Raw genomic sequence first — 24,382 nt, 5'->3', positions numbered from 1 at the left:
TTCAACCTTCCCACCTCAGGCCGCGTTTGGACTTCCGGATGACTGAGCTTCGTGCCCAACCCATCATCGCACTCGACGTGCCGTCGCTCGCCGCCACGCGCGCGCTGGTGGAGCGTCTTGGTCCCGACGCCGACTACGTGAAGGTCGGCCTCGAGCTCTTCACGGCCGAGGGACCGCGCGTCGTCGAGTGGCTGCGCGGGGAGGGGAAGCGCGTCTTTCTCGATCTCAAGCTGCACGACATCCCGAACACGGTGCGCGGCGCGGCGCGCAGCGCCGCCGCGATGGGTGCCTCGCTGCTGACCGTGCATGGCTACGGCGGCGCGGCGATGGTCGAGGCGGCGGTGGAGGGCGCCGGCGCCGAGACGGGCATCCTTGTGGTCACGGTGCTCACGAGTTTCGATGCGCCGGGGCTCGGCGTGGCCCTCGGCCGCGAGACCCCGGAGATGGGCGAAGAGGTCGTGCGCCTGGCCAGGGTTGCCGAGAAGGCAGGCGCTCACGGGATCGTCTGTAGCGGTCACGAGGTGCGCGCCGTGCGCGCGACCTTCCCGCGCCTACGCCCGCTGGTCCCCGGCATCCGGTTGGCAGGCGGCGCCGCTCACGACCAGGCGCGCATCACGACCCCCGAGCGCGCCGCTGACGACGGAGCGGCCTATCTGGTTCTGGGACGGGCAGTTACCGAGTCCCCAGACCCCGCATCCACGCTGCGCCAGATCAGGCAAAGCCTGGCGTAGGCCAGCCGTGCGCGAGGGTTGGGCCGGCCGTGCCGGAGCCCGGCCACATCCTCGGAGTGCAAGGATGCGAGCCGACTCCGCATCCCGCCCCCCGCATCACCCCCGTTTCCCGCTTCGTCCGTGCCGCCCCGCATCCCGCAACGCTTTGTGTACACGTCAGTGTCCCCCTTGTGTCAAGGGGTGCGCGAGATTATCCTGCGTGTCTGCCCGAAAACGGGTAGTCGCAACGATTTCCGTGTTTTCGCAGCCGAAACCGAGTGGAGTGCAGAGTGAAAGTCCGTAGCAGCGTCAAGCCGATTTGCGAGCACTGCAAGGTGGTGAAGCGGGCAGGTGTGACGCGCATCATCTGCAAGCGCAATCCCAAGCACAAGCAGCGTCAGGGTTAATCACACATGGCTCGTATTTCCGGCGTGGATCTTCCGCGCGACAAGAAGGTCGAGATCGGCCTTACCTACATCTACGGCATCGGGCGCGTACTTGCGCGCCGCATTCTCGAGGCGACCGGGGTGAACCCCGAGCAGCGCGTCCGGGACCTGTCGGATGCCGACGTCAACAAGCTCCGTCAGGAGATTGAGCGGATGTACCGCGTCGAGGGCGCCCTGCGCACCGAGATCGCGATGAACATCAAGCGCCTCATGGACATCGGCTCGTACCGTGGCATCCGCCACCGCCGTGGCCTGCCCGTCCGTGGCCAGCGCACGCATACCAACGCCCGCACGAAGAAGGGGCCGCGCCGCGCGATCGCGGGCAAGAAGAAGGTGACCAAGTAATGGCCGTCGGGAAGAAGACGAAGAAGGTCGTGGACGCCGAGGGCGTCGCGCACGTCAATGCGACCTTCAACAACACGCTGATCACGATCACCGACGCGCACGGCAACGCCGTGGCGTGGGGCACCGCCGGCAAGGCGGGCTTCAAGGGGTCGAAGAAGTCCACGCCCTTCGCCGCGACCGTGGCCGCCGAGCAGTGCGCCCGCGAGGCGCTGGCGCTTGGCGTCCGCCGCGTGCACGTGCGCGTGCAGGGGCCCGGCTCGGGCCGTGAGTCCGCCATCCAGGCGCTCGCCGCCGCCGGCCTCACCGTCAAGTCCATCAAGGACGTGACGCCGATTCCGCATAACGGCTGCCGGCCGCCGAAGCGCCGGAGGGTCTAACCGATGCGTTACACAGGTCCAGTCTGCCGGCAGTGCCGGCGTGAAGGTACGAAGCTGTTCCTCAAGGGCACCAAGTGCTTCACCGAGAAGTGCCCGGTCGAGCGCCGTCCGTACGCCCCAGGCCAGCACGGCCAGAACACCGCGCGTCGCCGCAAGGTGAGTGAGTACGCCAAGCAGCTGCGTGAGAAGCAGAAGATCAAGCGCATCTACGGCGTGTCGGAGCGTCAGTTCCGCAACACGTTCGAGAAGGTCTCCACGCTTCCGGGCGTGACGGGCCACAATCTCTTGGCCGCGCTTGAGAGCCGCCTCGACAACATGGTGTACCGGATGGGCTTCGCCGCGAGCCGTGCGGCCGCGCGTCAGCTGATCCGCCACCGCCACATCGAAGTCGACGGCAAGTCGGTCGACATCCCCAGCTACCTCGTGCACCCGGGTCAGGAAATCCGGATGCGCCAGGCCTCGCGTGAGCTCGTCGCCGTGAAGGAGGCCCTCGAGGTCGCCGCCCGTGGCGCCGCGCCCACCTGGCTCGCCGTGGACAAGGACACGTTCAGCGGCCGGATGCTCGAGCGTCCGCAGCGCCAGGCGATCCCGATCGCCGCGCAGGAGCAGCTGGTGGTGGAGCTCTACTCGAAGTAACCGCAGAGGTGAGTCGTGAGTTATGAGTCGTAAGTGAAGAGCAACCGCCGTTCACTCACGACTCACAACTCACCACTGACAACTGCAGTTGGAAAAAGACTCCCTGACAGTCTTACGAGCGTACCGCGCGTCAGGGGCGGGGTACGGCGTCGGTGGCGCGTGAAGCCATCGTGATACTTCTCTCCCAAGGATCCTCTCCGATGTCCCAGTCGATCGATCTCCGCGGCCTCGTCCGTCCGCAGCTCGTTGAAATGACGAAGCGCGACGACAACGCCAATGTCGCGGAGTTCCGCTTGCAGCCCCTCGAGCGCGGCTTCGGCCACACGCTCGGCAACTCCATGCGCCGGATGCTCCTCTCGAGCCTCCGCGGCGCCGCCGTGTGGGGCTTCCGCATCGATGGCGTGCTCCACGAGCACCAGACCATCCCGGGCGTCGTGGAAGACGTCCACCAGATCATCGCCAACCTGAAGACGCTGGTCCTCGCGCTGGACGAGGACGTGGAGGACACGATCCTTCGCGTGCGCGTCACAAAGGGCGGCGCCATCACCGCCGGCCAGCTGGATCTGCCGGGCGGTGCCACGGTGATCAACCCCGCGCACCACATCCTCACGCTGCAGGACGACCGCGAGCTGACGGTCGAGCTGTACGTGAACAAGGGCCGCGGCTACGTCGAGGCGGAGCAGCATCCGTTCGACCGCTCGCTGCCGGTGGACCTGGTCCGCATCGACTCGATCTACTCGCCGGTCAAGCGCACAAACTTCGCCGTCGCCGAGACGCGCGTGGGCCAGCGCACGGACTATGACCGTCTTTCGCTGACGGTCGAGACCAACGGCACCATCTCGCCCGAGCAGGCGGTCAGCTACGCCGCCGCGCTGGCGCAGACGCACTTCCAGTACTTCGCCTCGTTCGGCACGCACGCGGCCGCCGCGGTGGCGGTGCCGGGGGCAGAGGGGAACTCGGATGCGGCCCAACTGGCCGAGCTGCTCCGGACCCCGATCGACGATCTCCAGCTGTCGGTCCGCTCGGTGAACTCGCTGAAGAACTCGAGCATCCGCTCGCTCGGCGATCTCGTCCGGCAGACCGAGGCGCAGATCCTGCAGGTCAAGAATTTCGGCAAGAAGTCCCTCCAGGAGATCGCCGACCTCCTCGAGAAGGAAGGACTCAATTTCGGGATGCGGTTCGAGGAGTCGCCGGATGGGGTGCGCGTGACCGATATGGGCACGCCGCCGAGCCGCGCCGCCGCCGCCGCGCCTGACGACGAAGAAGAGGAGTAGCACCCGATGCGTCACCGTAAGGCCGGGCGCAGCCTGCGCCGCACTTCCGAGCAGCGCCTCGCGCTGCTCCGTAACCTCGCCACCTCGCTCATCGAGCAGGGCGCGATCGAGACCACCGAGGCCAAGGCCAAGGAGCTCCGCCCCTTCGTCGAGAAGCTGATCACCAAGGCGCGCACCGGGACGCTGCATTCCCGTCGGCTCGCCGGTCGCCACGTGCAGAAGCGCGAGGCGGCGGACAAGCTGTTCCAGGAGATTGGCCCGAAGTTCGCCAAGCGCCCGGGCGGCTACACGCGCATCCTCAAGACCGGCTTCCGCAAGGGCGACGGGGCGGAGATGGCGCGAATCGAACTCGTGGAGAACTGAGCGATGGCCATCCAGCGCAATATCTGCTACACCTGCGGCAAGGGTGTCTCGCACGGCAACAACGTCTCGCACGCCAACAACAAGACGCGTCGCACCTGGAAGCCAAACCTCCAGGTCGCCCGCATCGTGCTGGACGGCAAGACGGTAAAGGTGAAGGTCTGCACCCGCTGCCTGAACGCCGGCAAGATCCAGCGCGCGCCGCGCAAGGCGCTGACCTCGGTCTGAGGGCGCGCTTCTTGCATTCCGTGACGGGGGGAGCGTGTGAGCGCTCTCCCCGTTTCTCTAGGTCCTCCGTCCTCCGTCACTCGAGATGAAAACCGCCCTCATCACCGGCATCACGGGCCAGGACGGCTCCTACCTCGCCGAGCTCCTGCTCGAGAAGGGGTATCGCGTCGTGGGCATCGTGCGCCGCTCGTCCACCACACCCTATGAGCGCATCGCGCACCTGGTGGACCGCATCGAGCTGATCTCGGCGGACCTGCTCGACCAGACCTCGTTGATGGACGCCATGCACGAGGTCCAGCCGGACGAGATCTACAACCTCGCGGCGCAGTCCTTCGTGGCCACCTCGTGGACGCAGCCCGTGCTCACCGGTGAGTTCACGGCCATCGGCGTGACGCGGCTGCTGGAGGCCATGCGGCGCACGGTGCCCAAGGCGCGCTTCTACCAGGCCTCGTCGTCGGAGATGTTCGGCAAGGTCGTGGAGACGCCGCAGAAGGAGAGCACGCCGTTCTATCCGCGCTCGCCCTACGGCGTGGCCAAGGTCTACGGGCACTGGATCACGGTCAACTACCGCGAGTCCTTCGGCCTCTACGCGGTGAGCGGCATCCTCTTCAACCACGAGAGCCCGCGGCGCGGCCTTGAGTTCGTGACGCGCAAGGTCACGGACGCGGTGGCGCGCATCAAGCTCGGGCTCACGGACGAACTCCTGCTCGGCACCTTGGACGCCCGCCGCGATTGGGGTTTCGCCGGCGACTACGTGGACGCGATGTGGCGGATGCTGCAGCCGGACACGCCGGCCGACTATGTGATCGGCACAGGCGAGACCTGGTCCGTGCGCCAACTCTGCGAGGAGGCCTTCGGCTACGTGGACCTCGACTGGCAGCGCTTCGTGAAGCAGGACGAGCGCTTCATGCGGCCGGCGGAGGTCGACCTGCTCGTGGCGGATCCCGGCAAGGCCAAGCGCGAACTGCAGTGGGAGCCGAGGGTGCGCTTCCGCGACCTCGTGCGGATGATGGTGGACGCCGACCTCGCGCGGCACCGCGCGACCCCGGCGGGACCGAGCTGAGATGCGCGCCCTCGTCACGGGAGCAGCGGGATTTGTCGGCCAGTGGCTGTGCCGGCAGTTGCTCCGTGATGGCTGGCAGGTGGCGGGCGTCACGGTCGGCACGCTCCCGAAAGACGCGCTGCTCGATCAATCGGAGATGGCCGCCATCCATTGGCGCGCCATTGACCTTGCGGTCGGTGCGCCGGAGCGCCGCTCGGTGCGCGCGCTGCTGGAAGCGCAGCCGCCCGATGCGGTCTTCCATCTCGCCGGCGTGGCGTACCAGCCAGCCGTGAGCGCCGACCAGTCGGCGGCATTCGCCATCAACGTGGGTGGCCTGGTCACGCTGCTTGACGGCCTGCGCGAGCCACGGGCGGCGGGCGTCATCGACCCGACCGTGCTCGTCATCGGCAGCGGCGAGCAGTACGGGCGCCACGACGCCAACTCGCTGCCGCTGCCGGAGACCGCCGAGTGCCGGCCAGCCACGTTTTACGGCGCCACGAAGCTGGCCCAGGAGTCGGTGGCGCTGGCCGCGCAGCGCAGCGAGGGGCTGCGTATCGTGGCGACGCGCTCGTTCAACCATTCCGGCCGGGGACAGTCGGCACCGTTCCTCCTGCCCTCACTGGTGGCCCGCGCGCTGACGGCCCGCGCCGGTGGACCGCCCGTCACGATCGGCAACACCGACGTGATCCGCGATTTTCTCCACGTCGAGGACGTGGTCTCCGCCTATATTTCACTGGTTTCGCGCGGCACGCCGGGCGAGGTCTACAACGTGTGCAGTGGGGAGGGCGTGGCCGTGGCGGACCTTGCCGCCGACGTCCTGGCCGCGACCGGCGTCCGAACGCCCCTCAGCGTCGATCCCGCGCTGCAGCGCGCGGTGGACGTCCCTGCGCTCGTCGGCGACCCCGCCAAGCTCCGTCGCGACACCGGTTGGACCCCCCGCCGCAGTCGCACCGACATCATTTCAGACCTCATCGATGCCGCGTCGTAACGATATCCATCGCGTTCTCCTCATCGGTTCCGGCCCCATCGTCATCGGGCAGGGCGCCGAGTTCGACTACTCCGGCACGCAGGCCGCCAAGGCGCTGAAGGAAGAGGGTTACGAGGTCATCCTCGTGAACTCGAATCCGGCGACCATCATGACGGACCCGGAGATCGCCGACCGCACGTACATCGAGCCGGTGACGCCGGAGTACGTGGAGCTGATCATCGAGCGCGAGAAGCCGGATGCGCTGCTGCCCACGATGGGCGGACAGACGGCGCTCAACGTGGCCATGGCCCTGCACGAGCGCGGCGTGCTCGAGAAGCACGGCGTGGAGCTGATCGGCGCGAATGCGCGCGCCATCGCGGTGGCCGAGGACCGCAAGCTCTTCGGCGAGGCGATGACGAAGATCGGGCTCAAGTGTCCCGAGGGCCGCATCGCCACGACCTGGGCGGAAGCGCTGGAGATCGCGGAGTGGACGGGATTCCCGGCCATCATCCGCCCCGCCTTCACGCTCGGCGGCTCCGGTGGCGGCGTGGCCTATAACCGCGAGGAATACGAGCGCATCGTCAAACGCGGGCTCGCCGAGTCGCCGATCTCGCAGGTGCTGATCGAGCGCTCGCTGCTCGGCTGGAAGGAGTACGAGCTCGAGGTGATGCGCGACTCGCAGGACAACGTGGTCATCATCTGCTCGATCGAGAACCTCGATCCGATGGGCATCCACACGGGTGACTCGATCACCTGCGCGCCGGCGATGACGCTGTCGGACCGCGAGTATCAGGTGATGCGCGATGCGTCGCTGGCGATCATCCGCGAGATCGGCGTCGCGGCCGGCGGCTGCAACATCCAGTTCGCGGTGAATCCGACGAACGGCGAGATGGTCGTCATCGAGATGAACCCGCGCGTGTCGCGCTCATCGGCCCTGGCGTCGAAGGCGACGGGATTCGCCATCGCGCGCATCGGCACCAAGTTGGCGGTGGGCTACGCGCTGGATGAGATCACCAACGACATCACGAAGACCACGCCGGCGAGCTTCGAGCCCGTGCTCGACTACGTGGTCGTGAAGGTGCCGCGCTTTGCGTTCGAGAAGTTCCCGGGCGCCGACCCGACGCTGACGACGCAGATGAAGTCCGTCGGTGAGTCGATGGCCATCGGCCGCACCTTCAAGGAGGCCTTCCAGAAGGGCCTGCGTGCGCTCGAGGCCGGACGTAGCGGTTGGGTCGTTGGCGAGCGCCCCTCCGATGACCGCGTCGCCGACGATTCGCTCGACGCCGTGAAGTCCGCGCTCATCACGCCGGTGCCGGAGCGCATGTTCCAGGTCAAGCGTGCGATGCTGCTCGGGATGACCGTTGAGGAAATCCAGAAGCGCACGGGCATGGATCCGTGGTTCCTGCGGCAGTTCGAGGAACTCATCGACGCCGAGAAGGCCTATGCCGCCGCAAAGGCGCCCGATGCGCGGATGATCCGCCGTATGAAGCGGATGGGCTTCTCCGACCGCCAGATGGCGCTGCTGCGTGGCGAGACGGAGAAGCAGGCCCGCGAGCGCCGCTGGGGCTTCGACATTCGTCCCGCGTACAAGATGGTGGACACCTGCGCCGGCGAGTTCCCCTCGAACACGCCGTATCTCTACTCGTCCTACGACGAGGAAAGCGAGATGCCGCGCACGGGCCGCAAGTCGGTCATCATCCTCGGCTCCGGCCCGAACCGCATCGGCCAGGGCGTGGAGTTCGACTACTGCTGCGTGCGGGCGGCCATCGCGCTGCGCGAGGCGGGCTACGAGACGATCATGGTCAACTCGAACCCCGAGACCGTCTCGACGGACTACGACACCTCAGACAAGCTGTACTTCGAGCCGCTGACCTTCGAGGACGTGCTGGAGATCATCCAGCGTGAGCAGCCCGAGGGCGTGATCGTGCAACTCGGCGGCCAGACGCCGCTCAAGCTGGTGAAGCCGTTGGAGGCCGCGGGCGTGAAGATCCTCGGCACCAGCCCCGAGGCGATTGACATCGCCGAGGACCGCAAGCGCTTCGAGCAGTTGGCGCGCGAGTTGGATGTGACGCAACCGCCCAACGGGACGGCGACCAGCGTGCCCGAGGCCGTGGCGATCGCCGACCGCATCGGCTACCCCGTGCTGCTGCGCCCGAGTTACGTCCTCGGCGGCCGCGCGATGGAGATCGTGTACAACGAGGCTTCGCTGCGCGACTACTTCGAGCGCGCCGTGCGCGTCAGCGAGGAGCGGCCGGTGCTCGTGGACGCCTTCCTCGAGGACGCCTACGAGGCCGACGTGGACGCGCTTTCCGACGGCGAGACGGTGGTCATCGGTGGCGTGATGCAGCACATCGAGGACGCCGGCATCCACTCCGGCGACTCGGCCTGCGTGCTGCCGCCGTACCTCATCCCGCAGGACAAGCAGGACGAGATGCGGGCGCACACCATCGCCTTCGCCAAGGCGCTGGGCGTGGTGGGCCTGATCAACGTGCAGTACGCGCTGAAGGACGGTGTGGTCTACGTGCTCGAGGTGAACCCGCGCGCGTCGCGTACCGTGCCGTTCGTCTCCAAGACCATCGGCAGGCCGCTGGCCTCGCTGGCCGCGCGCGTCATGATGGGCGAGAAGCTCGTCGACCTTGGCTACACCGAGGAGATCATCGCGCCCTACGTGAGCGTGAAGGAGGCGGTGTTCCCGTTCACCAAGTTCCGCGAGTTCGATCCGATCCTCGGCCCGGAGATGCGCAGCACCGGTGAGGTGATGGGCGTGGCGTCGACCTTCGGGACCGCCTTTGCCAAGGCGCAACTCTCGGCAGGCAACGGGTTGCCGCGGGAAGGGCGCGTGATGATCACCGTGAACGACCACGACAAGCCCTCGGCGGGTCCCTTGGCCAAGCGCTTCAAGTCGCTGGGCTTTGACCTCTCGGCCACGGGTGGCACGCAGCAACACCTCGAAGGGCTTGGGGTCTCCACCGACCGCGTGTTCAAGATCGGGGTGGGGCGGCCGAACGGGCTCGACCTCATGCTGAATGGCGAGCTGCAGCTGCTGATCAACACGCCGCTCGGCGAGCGGGCGCAGGAGGACGACTACACCTTGCGGCAGGCGGCCATCGCGAACCGGGTGCCCTACACGACCACGCTGTCGGCCGCCACGGCCGCCTGTGCGGCCATCGAGGCGATGAACACGGAGGCGCCCACCGTGCGCTCGTTGCAGGAGTGGCAGGAGGGCATCGCGTGAGCGATGCCAGCGGCCTCGACTACTACGTGCATCCCTCGGCCTGCGTCGATGAAGGGGCGACGGTCGGACGCGGCACGAAGATCTGGCACTTCTGCCACGTGATGCCCGGGGCCGTCATCGGCGAGGACTGTTCGTTGGGCCAGAACGTCTTCGTGATGAACGGCACGCGGCTCGGCCGCAACGTGAAGGTGCAGAACAACGTGTCCATCTACGAGGGCGTGGAGCTTGAGGACGACGTGTTCTGTGGTCCCTCGATGGTGTTCACCAACGTGGTGAATCCGCGCAGCCACGTGTCGCGGAGGCACGAGTTTCGCCGGACGCTGGTGAAGCGGGGCGCGAGCATCGGGGCCAACGCCACGCTGCTCTGCGGCATCACGCTGGGCGAGTACGCCTTCGTCGGGGCTGGCGCGGTGGTGACCAAGGATGTGCCCGCCTTCGCCCTGATGACCGGCGTCCCCGCGCGGCGCACGGGGTGGGTCTGCCGCTGCGGCGAGGTGCTGCCGGCGTCCGCGCCCCTGCGCTGCACGGCCTGTGGCAGTGCCTACGTCGAGCGCGACGGGGCCCTGGCGCTGCAGGCGGCCTCGTGACGGCTCCCATCCGCATTGCGCTGGTCGGCTGCGGCCGCATCAGCGCCAACCACTTTTCGGCCATCGCGAAGGTGGATGGGCTGGCGCTCAGCGCCGTCTGCGATGCCGACGCGGCGCGCGCAGAGGCGGCGGGCAAAGCCCAGGGCGTGCCCTGGTTCACCAACTACGAGCAGATGCTGGCCGAGGCGCCCTGCGAGGCCGTGGCGATTGCCACGCCAAGTGGCCTGCATCCGACGCAGGGTGTGCTGGCGGCGAAGGCGGGCAAGCACGTGATCAGTGAGAAGCCGATGGCGATCTCGCTGGCCGGTGCCGACGCCCTCGTGAACGCCTGCGACGCCGCCGGCGTGCGGCTTTTCGTCGTCAAGCAGAACCGACTCAACGCCACGGTACAGCTGGTGAAGCGTGCGCTCGAAAAGGGTCGGTTCGGGCGCATCTACCTGGCGAACACGACGGTGTTCTGGTCGCGGCCGCAGGAGTACTACGACCAGGCCCCCTGGCGCGGGACCTGGGAGTTTGACGGCGGCGCGTTCATGAATCAGGCGTCGCACTACGTGGACCTGATGCAGTGGATGGTCGGTCCGGTCGAGAGCGTGATCGCCAAGACGGCGACGATGGCGCGCCGGATCGAGTCCGAGGACACCGGGGCCGCCGTGCTGAAGTTCCGAAACGGCGCCCTCGGCGTGATCCAGGTGACCATGCTCACCTACCCGAAGAACCTTGAGGGCTCCTTCACGCTCATCGGGGAGAAGGGCACGGTGAAGATCGGCGGGACCGCCGTCAACGAGATCGAGCACTGGTCGTTCGCGGACTCGGACCCCGATGACGACTTGGTGGCAGGGGTGAACAGCAATCCGCCCTCGGTCTACGGATTCGGCCACGAGCCGTACTACCGGAACGTGCTGAAGGTGCTGCAGGGCCAGGCCGTGCCCGACACCGACGGCCGGATGGGCCGGAAATCGCTGGAGCTGATCCTGGGGATCTATGAGTCGGCGAAGACCGGCCGAGAGGTGCCGCTTCCGCTCCGGGCGACCCTCTGATTGGTGGGCCGGATTCGTTGACTATCCCCCTACAGGGGGCGAACTTACAAGGCTCGCACGGTTCCCGTGCGAGCCTTTTCTTGACCCCTCTGAGCGACTCAAATGGCAGTCCCCCTTCTTGACCTCAAGGCGCAGCACGCGACCATCCGCGATGAGGCCGTGCGTGCGATGATGCAGGTCGTCGACGATCAGGCGTTCATTCTCGGTTCGCCGGTGGCGAAGCTCGAGGCCGACGTCGCCGCTCTCTCCAACACGAAGTACGCGGTCGGCTGCGCGAACGGCACCGACGCCATCCTCATCGCGATGCGCGCGCTCGACATCGGCCGTGGCGATGAGGTCGTGACCACGCCGTTTACGTTCTTCGCCACGGCCGGCACGATCCACAATGTCGGCGCCAAGGCCGTGTTCGTCGACATTGACCCCAAGACGTTCAACATCCGGCCGGACCTGGCGGCTGCCGCCGTCACGCCGCAGACCAAGGCCGTGATCCCTGTGGACCTGTTCGGCCAGATGGCGGCGATCGAGGAGGTCCGGCGGTTGCTGCCGCAGATGCCGATCATCGAGGACGCCGCGCAGAGCATCGGCGCGCGCCGGAAGATCGACGGACAGTGGCGCATGGCCGGCGAGGCGGCGACCATCGGCACCTTCTCGTTCTTCCCGTCCAAGAACCTTGGCGGCTACGGCGACGGCGGGATGATCGTGACGCAGGATGATGCGCTCTTCAAGCGGCTGCAGCGCCTGCGCACGCACGGGTCGGTCACGACCTACTTCCACGAGGAAGTGGGCTACAACTCGAGGCTTGACGCGCTGCAGGCGGCCGTGCTCTCGGCGAAGCTGCCGCACCTGCCGGCTTGGAGCGCCAAGCGCCGCGCCAACGCGGAGTACTACAACGCGGCCTTTGCCGACGTCTCGGACATCGTGACGCCGTTCGTCGACCCCGCCAACGAGTCGATCTACAACCAGTACACGCTCCGGGTGCCCAAGCGCGACGCGCTCAAGGACCATCTGAAGGCCAAGGGCATCGGGCACTCCGTGTACTATCCGCTGCCGCTGCATCTCCAGCCCTGCTTCGCGTACCTCGGCTACAAGGAAGGGGCCTGCCCCGAGGCCGAGAAGGCGTCCAAGGAAGTCGTGTCGCTGCCGGTGTTCCCGGAACTGACGCGCGCCCAGCTGGACGAGGTCATCGCCGCCGTGCGCGGCTTCTTCGGCAAGTAAGCCCAACCTCTCGCCACTCGAATGACTGACCACAAGTCCGCCCTGCTGCAGAAGATCACGGACCGCAGCGCCACGACGTCGGTGATTGGCCTTGGCTACGTCGGCCTGCCGTTGGCGATGGAGCTCTGCGAAGCGGGCTTCCAGGTGATCGGCTACGACGTCAGCGAACGCGTCGTGGGCTTGCTGATGCGCGGCGAATCGCACATCCAGGACGTGCCGGCGTCGCAGGTGGCCAAGCAGGTCAAGGCGGGCAAGTTCGTCGCCACCACCGACGCCGCGCGCCTGCGCGAGGCGGACACGGTGTCGATTGCCGTGCCGACGCCGCTGGCCAAGACCCGCGACCCGGACATGTCGTACGTCGTCTCGGCGTCCGAGACGATCGCCGCACAGGCCCACCCCGGCATGCTGATCGTGCTCGAGAGCACGACGTACCCGGGCACGACGCGCGAACTGCTGCAGCCGCGCCTGGAGGGCAGGGGGCTGACCATCGGCAAGGACGTGTTCCTCGCCTTCAGTCCCGAGCGCGTGGACCCCGGCAACCCGACCTACCACACGAAGAACACGCCAAAGGTTGTGGGCGGCATCACGCCGGCCTGCAACGAGGTGGCCCGCGCGTTCTACTCGTCCACCATCGACACGGTGGTGCCGGTGTCGTCGCCCGAGGCGGCGGAGCTCGTGAAGCTGCTCGAGAACACCTTCCGCTCGGTGAACATCGGCCTGGTGAACGAGATGGCCATCGTCTGCGACCGCTTGGGCGTGGACATCTGGGAGGTCATCGAGGCCGCGGCGACGAAGCCCTTCGGCTTCATGAAGTTCACGCCCGGCCCCGGCATCGGCGGGCACTGCATTCCGCTGGACCCGCACTATCTCGCGTGGAAGATGCGCGCGCTGAACTACAAGACGCGCTTCATCGACCTGGCGTCCGAGGTGAACTCCTCGATGCCGGACTTCGTGGTCGAGAAGATCTCGCGGGCCCTGAACGATGACCGGAAGGCTGTGAACGGCAGCCGTGTCCTCGTGCTGGGCATCGCGTACAAGCGCGACATCGACGACATGCGCGAGAGCCCAGCGCTCGATGTCATGCGCCTGCTCGAGCAGCGCGGCGCGACGGTGGTCTACCACGATCCGCACGTGCCGACGTTCCGCGAGGACGGGCACGAGATGTCGAGCGTGCCGCTGACGGCCAAGGAACTCGAGGCCGCCGATGCCGTGGTGCTCATCACCGACCACAAGTCGGTGGACTACCAACTCGTGGCGGATCACACGCGCATCGTGGTGGACACCCGTCACGCAATGGCGGCGACGCGCGGGGCCAAGGCCCGCGTCATCCAACTGACCAGCAGCGCGCCCGCAGTGGCGTAAGGGAGCTCACGCACGATGAAGGTGACGGTGATCGGGACGGGCTACGTGGGCTTGGTGGTCGGCGCCTGTCTCGCGGAGACGGGCAACGACGTCGTCTGCGCAGACCTCGACCAGGCGAAGATCGATGGCTTGAAGCGCAACGTGCTGCCCATCTATGAGCCGGGACTGGAGGAGTTCGTCGAGCGGAACCAGCGCGCCGGCCGCCTGAGCTTCACGACCGACACGGCGTCGGCCATCGCGTCGGCGGAAGTCATCTTCATCGCGGTCGGCACGCCGCCTGACGAGGACGGCTCGGCCGATCTCAAGCACGTGCTGGCCGTGGCGGACCAGATTGGTCGGCACGCGGCGCGTGAGGTTGTGGTGGTGACCAAGTCCACCGTGCCCGTGGGTACCGCACAGAAGGTCGCCGAGGCCATCCGCCCGCAGGCCAAGGTCGCCTTCCACATGTGCTCCAATCCGGAGTTCCTCAAGGAAGGCGCCGCCGTCGACGACTTCATGAAGCCGGACCGTGTCGTGATCGGCGTCGACTCGACCTTTGCGCGCGAGCGGATGGGCGAGCTCTACGCGCCCTTCGTGCGGACGGGGAAGCCCATCATCTTCATGGACATCCCGTCCGCCGAGATGACGAAGTACGCGGCCAACGCCATGCTGGCGACGCGCATCTCGTTCATGAACGAAATCGCGAACCTCTGCGAGCGCGTGGGCGCGAACGTGGATCTCGTGCGCAAGGGCATTGGCTCGGACAGCCGCATCGGCCCGGCGTTCCTGTTCCCGGGCCCTGGCTACGGCGGTTCCTGCTTCCCCAAGGACGTGAAGGCCCTGATGCGCACCTCCGAGGAGCGTGGCGCCCCGATGGGTGTGCTGCGCGCCGTGGAGGACGCCAACGAGCGGCAGAAGCACCGCCTCTTCGAGAAGGTGCGCGAGGTCTTCGGCGGCGACCTGCGCGGCAAGCGCATTGCGCTCTGGGGCCTGGCGTTCAAGGCCAACACGGACGACATGCGGGAGTCGCCGGCGCTGGTGCTCATCGAGGAACTCCGCGCCGCCGGCGCCACCGTCGTGGCGCACGACCCGGCGGCGATGCACGAGACGGAGCGTCGCATCGGGAACGCCATCGAGTACGCCAAGACGGGCCACGAGGCCGCGACGGGTGCCGATGCCCTCGTCATCGTGACCGACTGGAACGAGTACCGCTTCCCGGACTTCGCCCGCATCAAGGCCGAGCTGCGCCAGCCGGTCGTGATCGATGGCCGCAACCTGTATGACCCCGAGAAGATGACGGGGCTTGGCTTCACCTACCGTTCCATCGGTCGGGCGGGCGCGTGAGGATCCTCATCACCGGCGCGGCCGGATTCCTCGGCTCCCACCTCTGTGACCGGTTCCTGCGGGACGGCCACGAGGTCGTCGGGCTCGACAACTTCCTCACCGGGCACCCCGAGAACATCGCGCACCTGATGGGGCACGATCGGTTCTCGTTCCTCAAGCACAACATCTCGACCTACACCTTCGTCCCCGGCGACCTCGACGGCGTGCTGCACTTCGCCTCGCCGGCGAGCCCGGTGGACTATCTCGAGATGCCGATCCAGACGCTCAAGGTCGGCTCGCTGGGCACGCACAACGCGCTGGGCATCGCCTTGGCGAAGAACGCGCGGTTCCTCCTCGCCTCGACCAGCGAGGTCTACGGCGATCCCCTCGTGCACCCGCAGCCCGAGTCGTACTGGGGCAACGTGAATCCCATCGGGCCACGGGGCTGCTACGACGAGGCCAAGCGCTTCGCCGAGGCGATGACCATGGCCTACCACCGCGCCAACGGGGTGGAGACGCGCATCGTCCGCATCTTCAACACCTACGGCCCCCGTATGCGTCCGCACGACGGGCGGGTCGTGTCGAACTTCATCGTGCAGGCCCTGGCCGGCGAGCCGCTCAGTGTCTACGGCGACGGCTCGCAGACCCGGTCGTTTTGCTATGTCGAGGACGAGGTTGAGGGCATCTACCGGCTCTTCAAGTCCGAGGAGCGCATGCCGGTCAATATCGGCAATCCCAACGAGTTCACGGTCCGGCAGCTGGCCGAACTCGTGATCGAGCTCACGGGTAGTAGCTCCCGCATCACGACCCACCCGCTGCCGGCCGACGACCCCAAGGTCCGGCAGCCGGACATCACCCGCGCCAAGGCGCTGTTGCAGTGGGAGCCGACGGTCCAGCTCCGCGACGGCCTGATCCGCACCATCGATTACTTCCGCGGCCTGTCCGGCTCGTCGCGGATGCAGCCTCCGACCTGATGCAATCCGTGAACCGCACGCTGCTGCTCCTCGCTCTCCTGTTCCTCGGCGCCTGCACGAAGTCGCTGAACATCCGGCGCCTGACGACCTCCACGGCGCTGTACGAGGCGGGCATGACCCGCTATCAGCAGGAAGACTGGGTCAACGCCATCACGGCCTTCGAGAAGCTGACCTTCGACCTGCCCACGCGGGACACCTTGCTGTCGCGCGCGCACTGGTACCTGGGACACGCGCGCCGCGAGAACAACGAGCGCCTGCTGGCCGCGCAGAGCTTCATTCGGCTCACCGAGCTCTTCCCGGACGATACGCTGGCGGACGACGCCCTCTATTGGTCGGGCCGCTCGTATCGCGAACTGTGGCGCAAGCCGCAGCTCGACCCCCAGTACGGCATCCTCTCGCAGGCCCAGTTCCGGCTGCTGCAGGGCATCTTCCCGGACTCGCCCTATGCCGATTCCGCGAAGGTCGAACTCGAGCGTCTCGACGAGTGGTTCGCGACCAAGGACTTCGAGTCGGGCATGTTCTACGTGAAGCGCCGCGCCTACGATTCCGCCATCATCTACTTCCAGGATGTGGTGACGAACTGGCCGAACACGGACCGGGCGCGCCAGGCGATGTTGCAGCTCGTGCAGATCTATCGCCTGCCGCAGATGAACTACACGGACGATGCGACCGAGGTCTGCGCGGCGTTGCGGGCGGGCTTCCCCCGCGACCGCGAGGTGCTCCAGGTCTGCAAGCTGCCCGTCGCGGACAGCACGTCCGTTGCCCCCGGGCGCTGATCGAGGGGAGTGGCCACGCGCATCGGCGTCTTTGGCGGCACCTTTGATCCGCCCCACACGGGCCACCTCGTCCTGGCTCTCGATGCTGCCGACGCCCTGCAGCTTGATCGCCTGCTGTTCGTGCCAGCGGCGCGGCAGCCCCTGAAGCAGGGCCTGCCAATGACCGCCCCCGAGCACCGGGTGGCGATGGTCCGGGCCCTCGCGGCGGCCGATCCGCGATTCGCCGTCGACACCTCGGAAGCGGACCGAGGGGGGTTATCTTTCACGGTTGACACGATGCGTGGGTTCCGGGCCGCTCAGCCGGATGCCGAGTTCTTCCTGCTGATGGGGGCGGACACGGCGGCGACGCTGCCGCAGTGGCGGGAGCCGACCGCGCTGGCCGAACTGGTCACCGTGGCGATTGCCGGACGCGGCGAGGCGGAGATGGCGGCCCCGGAAGGCTTTCGGGTCGTCTCGCTGCCACCCCGGCGCCTGGACCTCTCGGCCACGGAGATCCGCGCGCGTGTTCGGGACGGTCGCAGCGTCCGCGGGTTCGTCCCGGACGCCGTGGCCGAGTACATCGCATCCGCTGGGCTGTACCGCACTACCAACTAAGCGACTAACCGAATGTTGAAGAGCTTGATCGGGGCCGTCTTCGGCACCCGCCACGAACGCGAACGCAAGCGCATCCAGCCCATCCTCGACGAGATCGAGGTGCAGGGGCGCCGCGTGGCCGAGCTGCGCGATGACGAGCTGCGCGCGCAGACGGAGAAGTTCCGCGGCATCATCGCCGAACGCACGGCGGAACTGCGCGCGCAGATCGCGGACCTCAAGGCGCGGAAGCACGCCGCCGAGGACTCCGACGAGCGCGACCGTCTCGACGTCGAGCTGGCGGGCCCCGATGGCCAGGGTGGCGCCGAGAAGGCGTACCGCTCCACGATCGCCGAGGTGCTGGACGAGCTGTTGCCCGAGGCCTTTGCCACGGTGCGCGAGGCCGCGCGGCGTCTCGTGGGCTCCACGGTGAAGGTGACGGGACAGGACCTCACCTGGGACATGGTGCACTACGACGTGCAGCTGATTGGCGGTATCCAGCTGCACCTCGGACGCATCGCGGAAATGGCGACGGGCGAAGGCAAGACGCTGGTCGCCACGCTGCCACTGTACCTGAACGCGTTGCCGGGGCGCGGGGCGCACCTGGTGACGGTAAACTCCTACCTCGCGCGCCGCGACTCGCAGTGGATGGGCTACCTCTACCAGTGGCTGGGCCTGACGGTCGGCTGCCTCGACGACACCGAGCCCGGCTCGCCGGAGCGGCACGCTGCCTACGGCTGCGACATCACCTACGGCACGAACAACGAGTTCGGCTTCGACTACCTGCGCGACAACATGGTCGTCGCGCTGGACCAGCGGGTGCAGCGGGAGCACGTGTACGCCATCGTCGACGAAGTGGACTCGGTCCTGATCGACGAGGCCCGCACGCCGCTGATCATCTCGGGGCCCGTCGGCAAGGACGGCGACCTGCAGTACGCGCAGCACAACGCGGCCGTGTCGCGCCTCGTCCGTCGCCAGACCGAACTGGCCAACGACCTGGTCGCCCGCGGTGAGAAGGCCCTCGCCGCAGAGGACCGGGATGCCGCGGCGCTCGCGCTCTACAAGGCGCGGCTCGGCAGCCCGAAGAACAAGCGCCTGCTGAAGGCGCTGCAGGAGACGGGCGTGAAGCAGCTCGTCCTCAACATGGAGCTCGCGCACCTTGCCGACCGCAAGCTCTCCGCGGCCAAGCAGCAGTATCGTGATCTCGAGGATGACCTCCTCTTCGTGCTCGACGAGAAGGGCCATTCGGTGCACCTCACCGACAAGGGCGTCGACTTCCTCTCGCCCAACTCGCACGACGACTTCGTGCTGCCGGACATCTCCACCGAGATCGGCCGCATCGAGAAGGACCACGAGCTCGATGCCGCCGCCAAGCTGGAGGCGCGGCGCGCAATCGAGCGCCAGTACGCCGAACGCTCCGAGACGCTGAACATCGTCCACCAGCTGCTGCGCGCGCACGCCCTCTACGAGAAGGACGTGAACTACGTGGTGCAGGAAGGGCAGGTGCTCATCGTCGATGAGTTCACCGGCCGCACGATGCCGGGCCGCCGCTGGTCCGAGGGGCTGCACCAGGCAGTGGAGGCCAAGGAAGGCGTGCAGGTGAAGGGCGAGACACAGACCCTGGCCACCATCACGATCCAGAACTACTTCCGCCTCTTCGAGAAGCTGGCCGGCATGACCGGCACCGCCGAGACCGAGGAGACGGAGTTCTTCCAGATCTACGGCCTCGAAGTCTCGGTCATCCCGACGAACAAGCCGATCATCCGCGACGATCGCCAGGACCTCGTCTACAAGACGCGGCGCGAGAAGTACAACGGCATTGTCGAGGAGACGCGGCGCCTGCACGAACTGGGCTTCCCGGTGCTGGTCGGTACGACGAGCGTCGAGGCGTCGGAGACGCTCTCGCGCATGTTCCAGCGTGGCGGGCTCACGCACAACGTACTGAACGCCAAGTACCACCAGCGCGAGGCCGAGATCGTGGCGCTGGCGGGCCAGCCGGGCGCGATCACGATCGCGACGAACATGGCCGGCCGCGGAACCGACATCAAACTCGGCACCGGCGTGCGCGAGTCGAAGCCGAGCATGGTCAACGACGTGGACGGCAAGCCGCAGGCCGTGACGGAGATCGGCGGCCTGCACATCATCGGCTCCGAGCGCCACGAGTCGCGGCGCATCGACCGCCAGTTGCGCGGCCGTGCCGGCCGCCAGGGCGACCCCGGTTCGTCGCAGTTCTTCCTCTCGCTCGAGGACGACCTGATGCGGCTCTTCGGGTCGGACCGCATCGCCCGCCTGATGGACGGGCTCGGCGCGCAGGAAGGCGAGGTGCTCACGCACGCGCTCATCACGCGCTCTATCGAGCAGGCCCAGAAGCGCGTCGAGCTGCAGAACTTCCAGTCGCGCAAGCGACTGCTGGACTACGACGACGTGATGAACCAGCAGCGCGAGGTGATCTACTCGCTGCGGTCCTTTGCGTTGGAGGGCGGCGAGGAGCTCAAGGGCGAGGCCGAGAAGATGGTCTCCTCGGCGGTCTCGCGGCGCATCGAGACCTCGCTGGCCGAGTACGAGACGGTTGAGGACTGGGACGTCGAGCTCGTCCGCCAGGACCTGATGATGCAGTACCTGCTGCGCGTGCCTTGCTGGGAGCCGGACGGCATCCGGCCGGCCAGCGTGGCCGAGGCCCAGAAGGTCAGCGCCGACGCGGCCCTGGTCGCCTTCCACGAGAAGTACGCCTCGCTCACAGAGTACGCCTCGCGGCTGCTCTCGCTGGTGATGCTCAACGTGCTGGACGAGAAGTGGAAGGACCACCTCTACGACCTCGACCAGCTCCGCGCCGCCATCGGCTACCGCTCCTGGGGCCAGAAGGACCCGCTGGTGGAGTACAAGCAGGAAGCGTTCTCGATGTTCGAGGACCTGATGCGCGACATCCAGCACACCTTTGCGGAGCGTTTCCTCAAGGTGCAGTTGGTGTTCGAGCCGCCGCCGCGTCCGCAGCCCCCGGCGAACACGCAGACGAATGCTGGCCAGTTCGACTCGATGGGGATGGCGCCTGGCGCCCTGCCGCCGGCCGAGGACCCGAAGGTCGTGGGCGCGGGGCGCGGGGTGCGCTCGCTGGAGCCGAATGCGCCGCCAGCGGTCGGCGGGGCGGGCACGCCAACGGACAACGGCAATCGCGGCCGGCCGCCGTCCGAGTACGCCAACGTGGGGCGCAACGATCCCTGTCCCTGCGGCAGCGGCAAGAAGTTCAAGAAGTGCCACGGCGCCTAGGGGCGCTGCGGGATGTAGGACTCGAGGACGGGCGGGCCGCTGACGCGGCCCGCCCGTCTGCTTTTTGAGCCGTGAGGCAACCGAACGGTGGCGGCCGATTCGCTGCCGAGGCGTAGCCTGTCGCGCATGCCATCCGTCCTCGAACTCCCGCCCTCCGAGCGGCCACGAGAGCGCCTCCGCGCCCTGGGCGCCGCCTCCCTGACCACCGTCGAACTCCTGGCGTTGCTGCTCGGCGCCGGCGCGGGGGGGCGTTCATCGCTGGACACCGCCCAACGCCTGCTGCTCCGGGGCGGGGGCTCGCTGCGCCGGCTGGGCCAACTGCCGGTGGCCACCTTGGTGGCGTTGCACGGCCTCGGTGAGGCGCGCGCGCTGGCGATCCACGCCGCCCTCGAGCTGGGGCGGCGCCTCGCGTCGGAGGATGCGGATGGCGAACCCCTGCGTGGCCCACGCGATGTGTGGCGCTACTACGCGCCGCGGATGGAGGGCCTCACCGTGGAGGAGTTCCACGTGGCGGTGCTGGACGCGCAGCATCGGCTCGAGCGGGATGTGCTCGTCTCGCGCGGGATCCTGAACTCGAGTCTGGTGCACCCGCGGGAGGTGTTCCGGGAGGCGATCGCGGAGCGGGCAGCCTCGGTGGTGCTGGTCCACAACCATCCGTCGGGCGACCCCACACCCTCGGCGGACGACCGGGCCATTACTGCGCAGCTGGTCGCGGCCGGAAGGCTGCTGGACATCCCGATCCAGGATCATCTGGTGATCGGGCGGGGGCGCTATCTGTCATTCGCGGAGTCGGGATTGCTCTGACCGCCGCGGCGGGGCGGCGGCGGGGCGGCGGTGGGGAGCTTGAATCTCCTCCCTCCATCCGGCATATACCGAGTGAGCCCTCTCCACTCGCCTGCCGTGACTGCCCCCGTACTCGCCGACATCATCCCCAACTGGGACCTCGCGGACCCCGGCGTTGCCGGGCGTCTCGACGTGGACCTGTTGGCGCGCGCGTACCGGTTTTCCGAGAAGGCGCATAGCGGGCAGACGCGGCGGAACGGGGACCCCTACGTCACCCACTGCGTCGAGGTCGCGAAGATCCTCGCCGACCTGCAACTCGACTCCACCACCGTGGCCAGCGGGCTGATCCACGATGTCGTCGAGGACACGGCGTACTCGGTCGAGGACGTGGAGCGCGAGTTCGGGCGCGAGATCGCGCAGATCGTCGATGGGCTGACCAAGATCGGGCACCTGCCGATGCTCTCGCGCGAGGAGCGGCAGGTGGAGAGCTATCGCAAGCTGCTGCTCTCCGTGGCCAAGGATGTGCGCGTGATCCTCGTGAAGTTGGCGGACCGCCTGCACAACATGCGCACGCTGGAGTGGATGCCGGAGGACAAGCGCGCGCGCATCGCGCTGGAGACGCGCGACCTCTACGCGCCGATGGCGCATCGCTTCGGCCTCGCCTCGATGAAGGCCGAGCTCGAGGACCTGGCCTTCAAGTGGCTGGAGACGGACGACTACCGTGCGTTGGCCAAGATGGTCGCCCAGACGCGGGCCGATCGTGACGCGCTGACCACCGAGCTGGCCGAACCCCTCGAACGCCGCCTGCGCGAGGCGGACGTGAAGCTGCTGGAAGTCAGCGGCCGCCCGAAGCATCTGTGGTCCATCCACAAGAAGATGGAGAAGCGCGTCAAGCCGTACGAGGAGATCTACGACCTCTACGCCATCCGCGTGCTCGTCGAGAACGTCCCGGAGTGCTACCACGCGCTGGGCGTCATCCACGGGGCCTGGACGCCGCTGCAGGAGCGCATCAAGGACTACATCGCCAGCCCCAAGTCCAACGGCTACCAGTCGCTGCACACGACGGTCTTTGGACCGCGCGGCACGCTGTTCGAGATCCAGATCCGCACGCGCGAGATGCACCGCACGGCAGAGTACGGCATCGCGGCGCATTGGCTGTACAAGGAGGGCGAGAAGGGCGGCAAGCGCGACCTCGACCGACATCTGGCTTGGTTCCGCCAGGTGCTGGAACTGCAGCTGGACGCCGAGACGCCGGACCAGTTCCTCGAGTTCCTCAAGCTGGACCTGTACCAAGACGAGATCTTCGTCTTCACGCCGAACGGCGACGTGATCCAGCTGCCCAAGGGGGCGACGCCGCTCGACTTCGCCTTCGCAGTGCACACGCAGGTGGGTCTGCACACGCAGGGCGCGCGGGTGAACGGGCGCATCGTCCCGCTGTCGCGCGAGCTGCGGAACTCGGAGACGGTCGAGATCATCCGGTCGCCGAACGCGCGGCCAAGCCGCGACTGGCTCTCCCATGTGCGCACGGGCCGGGCGCGACATCGTATCCGCCAGTGGCTGCGCTCGGAGGAACAGAAGACCTTTGTCACGGTCGGGCAGGAGATCCTCGACCGCGAGCTGCGCCGCCGCAAGCACGCGAAGCTCACCGACGCGGAACTGGCGCGTGGCGCCAGTGAGCTAAAGCTGGCGAACGCCGAGCATATCTACGCGAGCATCGGCCAGGGTGACATCACCGTCACGCAGTTGCTCAAGGCCATCTACCCGGACCTCGACGAGAGCGAGGCCGCGGTCCTCAAGCCGAGTCCGCTTGAGCGGCTTATCGATCGCATGCGGCGCCCGGGGACCTCGCGCGGCCTCAAGATCCAGGGCGCCGACGGCCTGCTCGTGCGCTACGCGCAGTGCTGCCAGCCGGTGCCGGGCGACAAGGTCGTGGGCTACGTGACGCGTGGGCGCGGCGTGAGCATCCATCGTCAGGACTGCCCGAACCTGCTGCACCTCGGCCACGAGCCCGAGCGGCGGCTGGAGATCGACTGGCAGGAGACGGCCGGCGAGCGCTTCGTGATCCGGCTCTCGATCGAGGGCACGGACCGACGCGGGCTCTACGCAGACCTCGCCGCCGCGGTGAGCGGCACGGGGACGGACATCCGCTCGCTCGAACTCAAGACCATCGACGGCCGCGTGTCCGGTTCCGCGCTGGTCGAGGTCGAAAACCTCGCGCACTTGGAGCGCATCATCAAGACGGCGCGCCGGGTGAAGGGCGTGAGTGAGGTGGCTCGACGCGAGCGGCTGGGGGCGGAGGAGGGCTAGGCGCGGGCGCCGGGCCCGCTTGGCGGGCACACGGCGGCAACTGCGAGGCCGGGTGGCAGCGAGCAGGGAATCCTATGCGGGCTCCCACGCATCGTATCTTCCGAGTTCGCCCGTCCCTCCACTTCTCCGGTCCGCCATGCACGCCGCCATCCTCCACTCGCACAACCTGGTTCGCTGGATCGTCCTCGCGCTCGGCGTGCTCGCCGTGCTGCGCGCGTTCCAGGGACTCTCGGGCGACCGCCCCTACGCCGCCACACGGAAGTTCACGGCGATGTTCATGGGCGCGCTCCACCTGCAGCTGCTGCTCGGGCTCCTGCTCTTCCTCTTCAGCCCGACCGTCAAGGCGGCGATGCGTGACATGGCCGCCGTGATGGCCGATGCCGCGACGCGAAAGGTCGTCATCGAGCACCCGACGGTGATGGTGATCGCTGCCATCCTGATGACGGTGGGGAGCCTCGTCGCCAAGAACGCCGCGACAGACGCGGCGCGGCACCGCCTGGCGCTGATCTTCTCGGGCATCACGATGGCGCTGGTGCTCTGGGGCATTCCCTGGCAGCGCGCCCTGTTCCCCGGGATGTAGCGCCC

At 67.7% G+C, this 24,382-nt stretch carries 22 protein-coding genes and 1 pseudogene; all 23 read left to right on the top strand.

Features of this window, described 5'->3' with window-relative positions; all coding sequences use genetic code 11:
• The first annotated feature begins 38 nt into the window (after positions 1-38).
• Entirely contained in the window at positions 39-731 is a 693-nt protein-coding gene (gene pyrF, locus KF709_01570; protein ID MBX3173077.1) for an orotidine-5'-phosphate decarboxylase, read from the top strand.
• Positions 732-1,000: 269 nt separating this feature from the next.
• Positions 1,001-1,117 carry a 50S ribosomal protein L36 gene (rpmJ, locus tag KF709_01565; protein ID MBX3173076.1) on the top strand — a complete coding sequence of 39 codons (117 nt, stop codon included), beginning with the start codon at positions 1,001-1,003 and terminating at the stop codon, positions 1,115-1,117.
• Positions 1,118-1,123: 6 nt separating this feature from the next.
• Positions 1,124-1,501, top strand: coding sequence for a 30S ribosomal protein S13 (gene rpsM, locus KF709_01560; protein MBX3173075.1), 378 nt, complete (start codon positions 1,124-1,126; stop codon positions 1,499-1,501).
• Entirely contained in the window at positions 1,501-1,878 is a 378-nt protein-coding gene (gene rpsK, locus KF709_01555; protein ID MBX3173074.1) for a 30S ribosomal protein S11, read from the top strand. Before rpsM ends, rpsK begins: the two co-directional genes overlap by 1 nt.
• A gap of 3 nt (positions 1,879-1,881) precedes the next feature.
• Positions 1,882-2,514: a 30S ribosomal protein S4 gene (gene rpsD / locus KF709_01550; protein ID MBX3173073.1), complete on the top strand. Its 633-nt coding sequence runs from the start codon at positions 1,882-1,884 to the stop codon at positions 2,512-2,514.
• Positions 2,515-2,714: 200 nt separating this feature from the next.
• Positions 2,715-3,788, top strand: a complete 1,074-nt coding sequence (locus tag KF709_01545; protein MBX3173072.1) for a DNA-directed RNA polymerase subunit alpha — start codon at positions 2,715-2,717, stop codon at positions 3,786-3,788.
• A 6-nt stretch (positions 3,789-3,794) separates the two neighbouring features.
• A complete protein-coding gene (gene rplQ / locus KF709_01540) occupies positions 3,795-4,151 on the top strand; it encodes a 50S ribosomal protein L17 (protein ID MBX3173071.1) in 357 nt (118 codons plus the stop codon).
• A 3-nt stretch (positions 4,152-4,154) separates the two neighbouring features.
• Positions 4,155-4,376 (top strand): 50S ribosomal protein L28, encoded by a 222-nt coding sequence (gene rpmB / locus KF709_01535; GenBank protein MBX3173070.1) that lies wholly within the window; start codon positions 4,155-4,157, stop codon positions 4,374-4,376.
• 85 nt (positions 4,377-4,461) lie between these two features.
• Entirely contained in the window at positions 4,462-5,439 is a 978-nt protein-coding gene (gene gmd, locus KF709_01530) for a GDP-mannose 4,6-dehydratase (protein MBX3173069.1), read from the top strand.
• 1 nt (position 5,440) lies between these two features.
• Positions 5,441-6,406: a GDP-mannose 4,6-dehydratase gene (locus tag KF709_01525; GenBank protein MBX3173068.1), complete on the top strand. Its 966-nt coding sequence runs from the start codon at positions 5,441-5,443 to the stop codon at positions 6,404-6,406.
• On the top strand, positions 6,393-9,620 hold the full coding sequence (gene carB, locus KF709_01520) for a carbamoyl-phosphate synthase large subunit (GenBank protein ID MBX3173067.1): 3,228 nt from the start codon (positions 6,393-6,395) through the stop codon (positions 9,618-9,620). The genes KF709_01525 and carB overlap by 14 nt, the downstream gene beginning before the upstream one ends.
• A 26-nt stretch (positions 9,621-9,646) precedes the next feature.
• Positions 9,647-10,207 (top strand): annotated as a pseudogene (locus tag KF709_01515) (N-acetyltransferase).
• Positions 10,204-11,244 carry a Gfo/Idh/MocA family oxidoreductase gene (locus KF709_01510; GenBank protein ID MBX3173066.1) on the top strand — a complete coding sequence of 347 codons (1,041 nt, stop codon included), beginning with the start codon at positions 10,204-10,206 and terminating at the stop codon, positions 11,242-11,244. Before KF709_01515 ends, KF709_01510 begins: the two are co-directional and overlap by 4 nt.
• A gap of 102 nt (positions 11,245-11,346) precedes the next feature.
• Positions 11,347-12,459 carry a DegT/DnrJ/EryC1/StrS family aminotransferase gene (locus tag KF709_01505; protein MBX3173065.1) on the top strand — a complete coding sequence of 371 codons (1,113 nt, stop codon included), beginning with the start codon at positions 11,347-11,349 and terminating at the stop codon, positions 12,457-12,459.
• A 21-nt stretch (positions 12,460-12,480) separates the two neighbouring features.
• The gene (locus KF709_01500) at positions 12,481-13,821 is read left to right on the top strand and encodes a nucleotide sugar dehydrogenase (protein ID MBX3173064.1); all 1,341 of its coding nucleotides are present in this window, start codon (positions 12,481-12,483) and stop codon (positions 13,819-13,821) included.
• A 15-nt stretch (positions 13,822-13,836) separates the two neighbouring features.
• Positions 13,837-15,144, top strand: a complete 1,308-nt coding sequence (locus tag KF709_01495) for a UDP-glucose/GDP-mannose dehydrogenase family protein (protein ID MBX3173063.1) — start codon at positions 13,837-13,839, stop codon at positions 15,142-15,144.
• On the top strand, positions 15,141-16,097 hold the full coding sequence (locus KF709_01490) for an SDR family oxidoreductase (GenBank protein MBX3173062.1): 957 nt from the start codon (positions 15,141-15,143) through the stop codon (positions 16,095-16,097). Before KF709_01495 ends, KF709_01490 begins: the two co-directional genes overlap by 4 nt.
• Positions 16,097-16,873, top strand: coding sequence for an outer membrane protein assembly factor BamD (gene bamD, locus KF709_01485; protein MBX3173061.1), 777 nt, complete (start codon positions 16,097-16,099; stop codon positions 16,871-16,873). The genes KF709_01490 and bamD overlap by 1 nt, the downstream gene beginning before the upstream one ends.
• A 9-nt stretch (positions 16,874-16,882) precedes the next feature.
• The gene (gene nadD, locus KF709_01480; protein MBX3173060.1) at positions 16,883-17,467 is read left to right on the top strand and encodes a nicotinate-nucleotide adenylyltransferase; all 585 of its coding nucleotides are present in this window, start codon (positions 16,883-16,885) and stop codon (positions 17,465-17,467) included.
• Positions 17,468-17,479: 12 nt separating this feature from the next.
• Positions 17,480-20,707, top strand: coding sequence for a preprotein translocase subunit SecA (gene secA / locus KF709_01475; GenBank protein MBX3173059.1), 3,228 nt, complete (start codon positions 17,480-17,482; stop codon positions 20,705-20,707).
• 126 nt (positions 20,708-20,833) lie between these two features.
• A complete protein-coding gene (gene radC, locus KF709_01470) occupies positions 20,834-21,511 on the top strand; it encodes a DNA repair protein RadC (protein MBX3173058.1) in 678 nt (225 codons plus the stop codon).
• Between the two features lie 96 nt (positions 21,512-21,607).
• Positions 21,608-23,797: a bifunctional (p)ppGpp synthetase/guanosine-3',5'-bis(diphosphate) 3'-pyrophosphohydrolase gene (locus tag KF709_01465; protein MBX3173057.1), complete on the top strand. Its 2,190-nt coding sequence runs from the start codon at positions 21,608-21,610 to the stop codon at positions 23,795-23,797.
• Positions 23,798-23,933: 136 nt separating this feature from the next.
• Positions 23,934-24,377, top strand: coding sequence for a hypothetical protein (locus tag KF709_01460; GenBank protein MBX3173056.1), 444 nt, complete (start codon positions 23,934-23,936; stop codon positions 24,375-24,377).
• The last annotated feature ends 5 nt before the right edge of the window (positions 24,378-24,382 follow it).

It is taken from the genome of Gemmatimonadaceae bacterium (assembly GCA_019637445.1).
Classification (GTDB): domain Bacteria; phylum Gemmatimonadota; class Gemmatimonadetes; order Gemmatimonadales; family Gemmatimonadaceae; genus Pseudogemmatithrix.
This window is presented reverse-complemented; position numbering and strand designations above follow the sequence as displayed.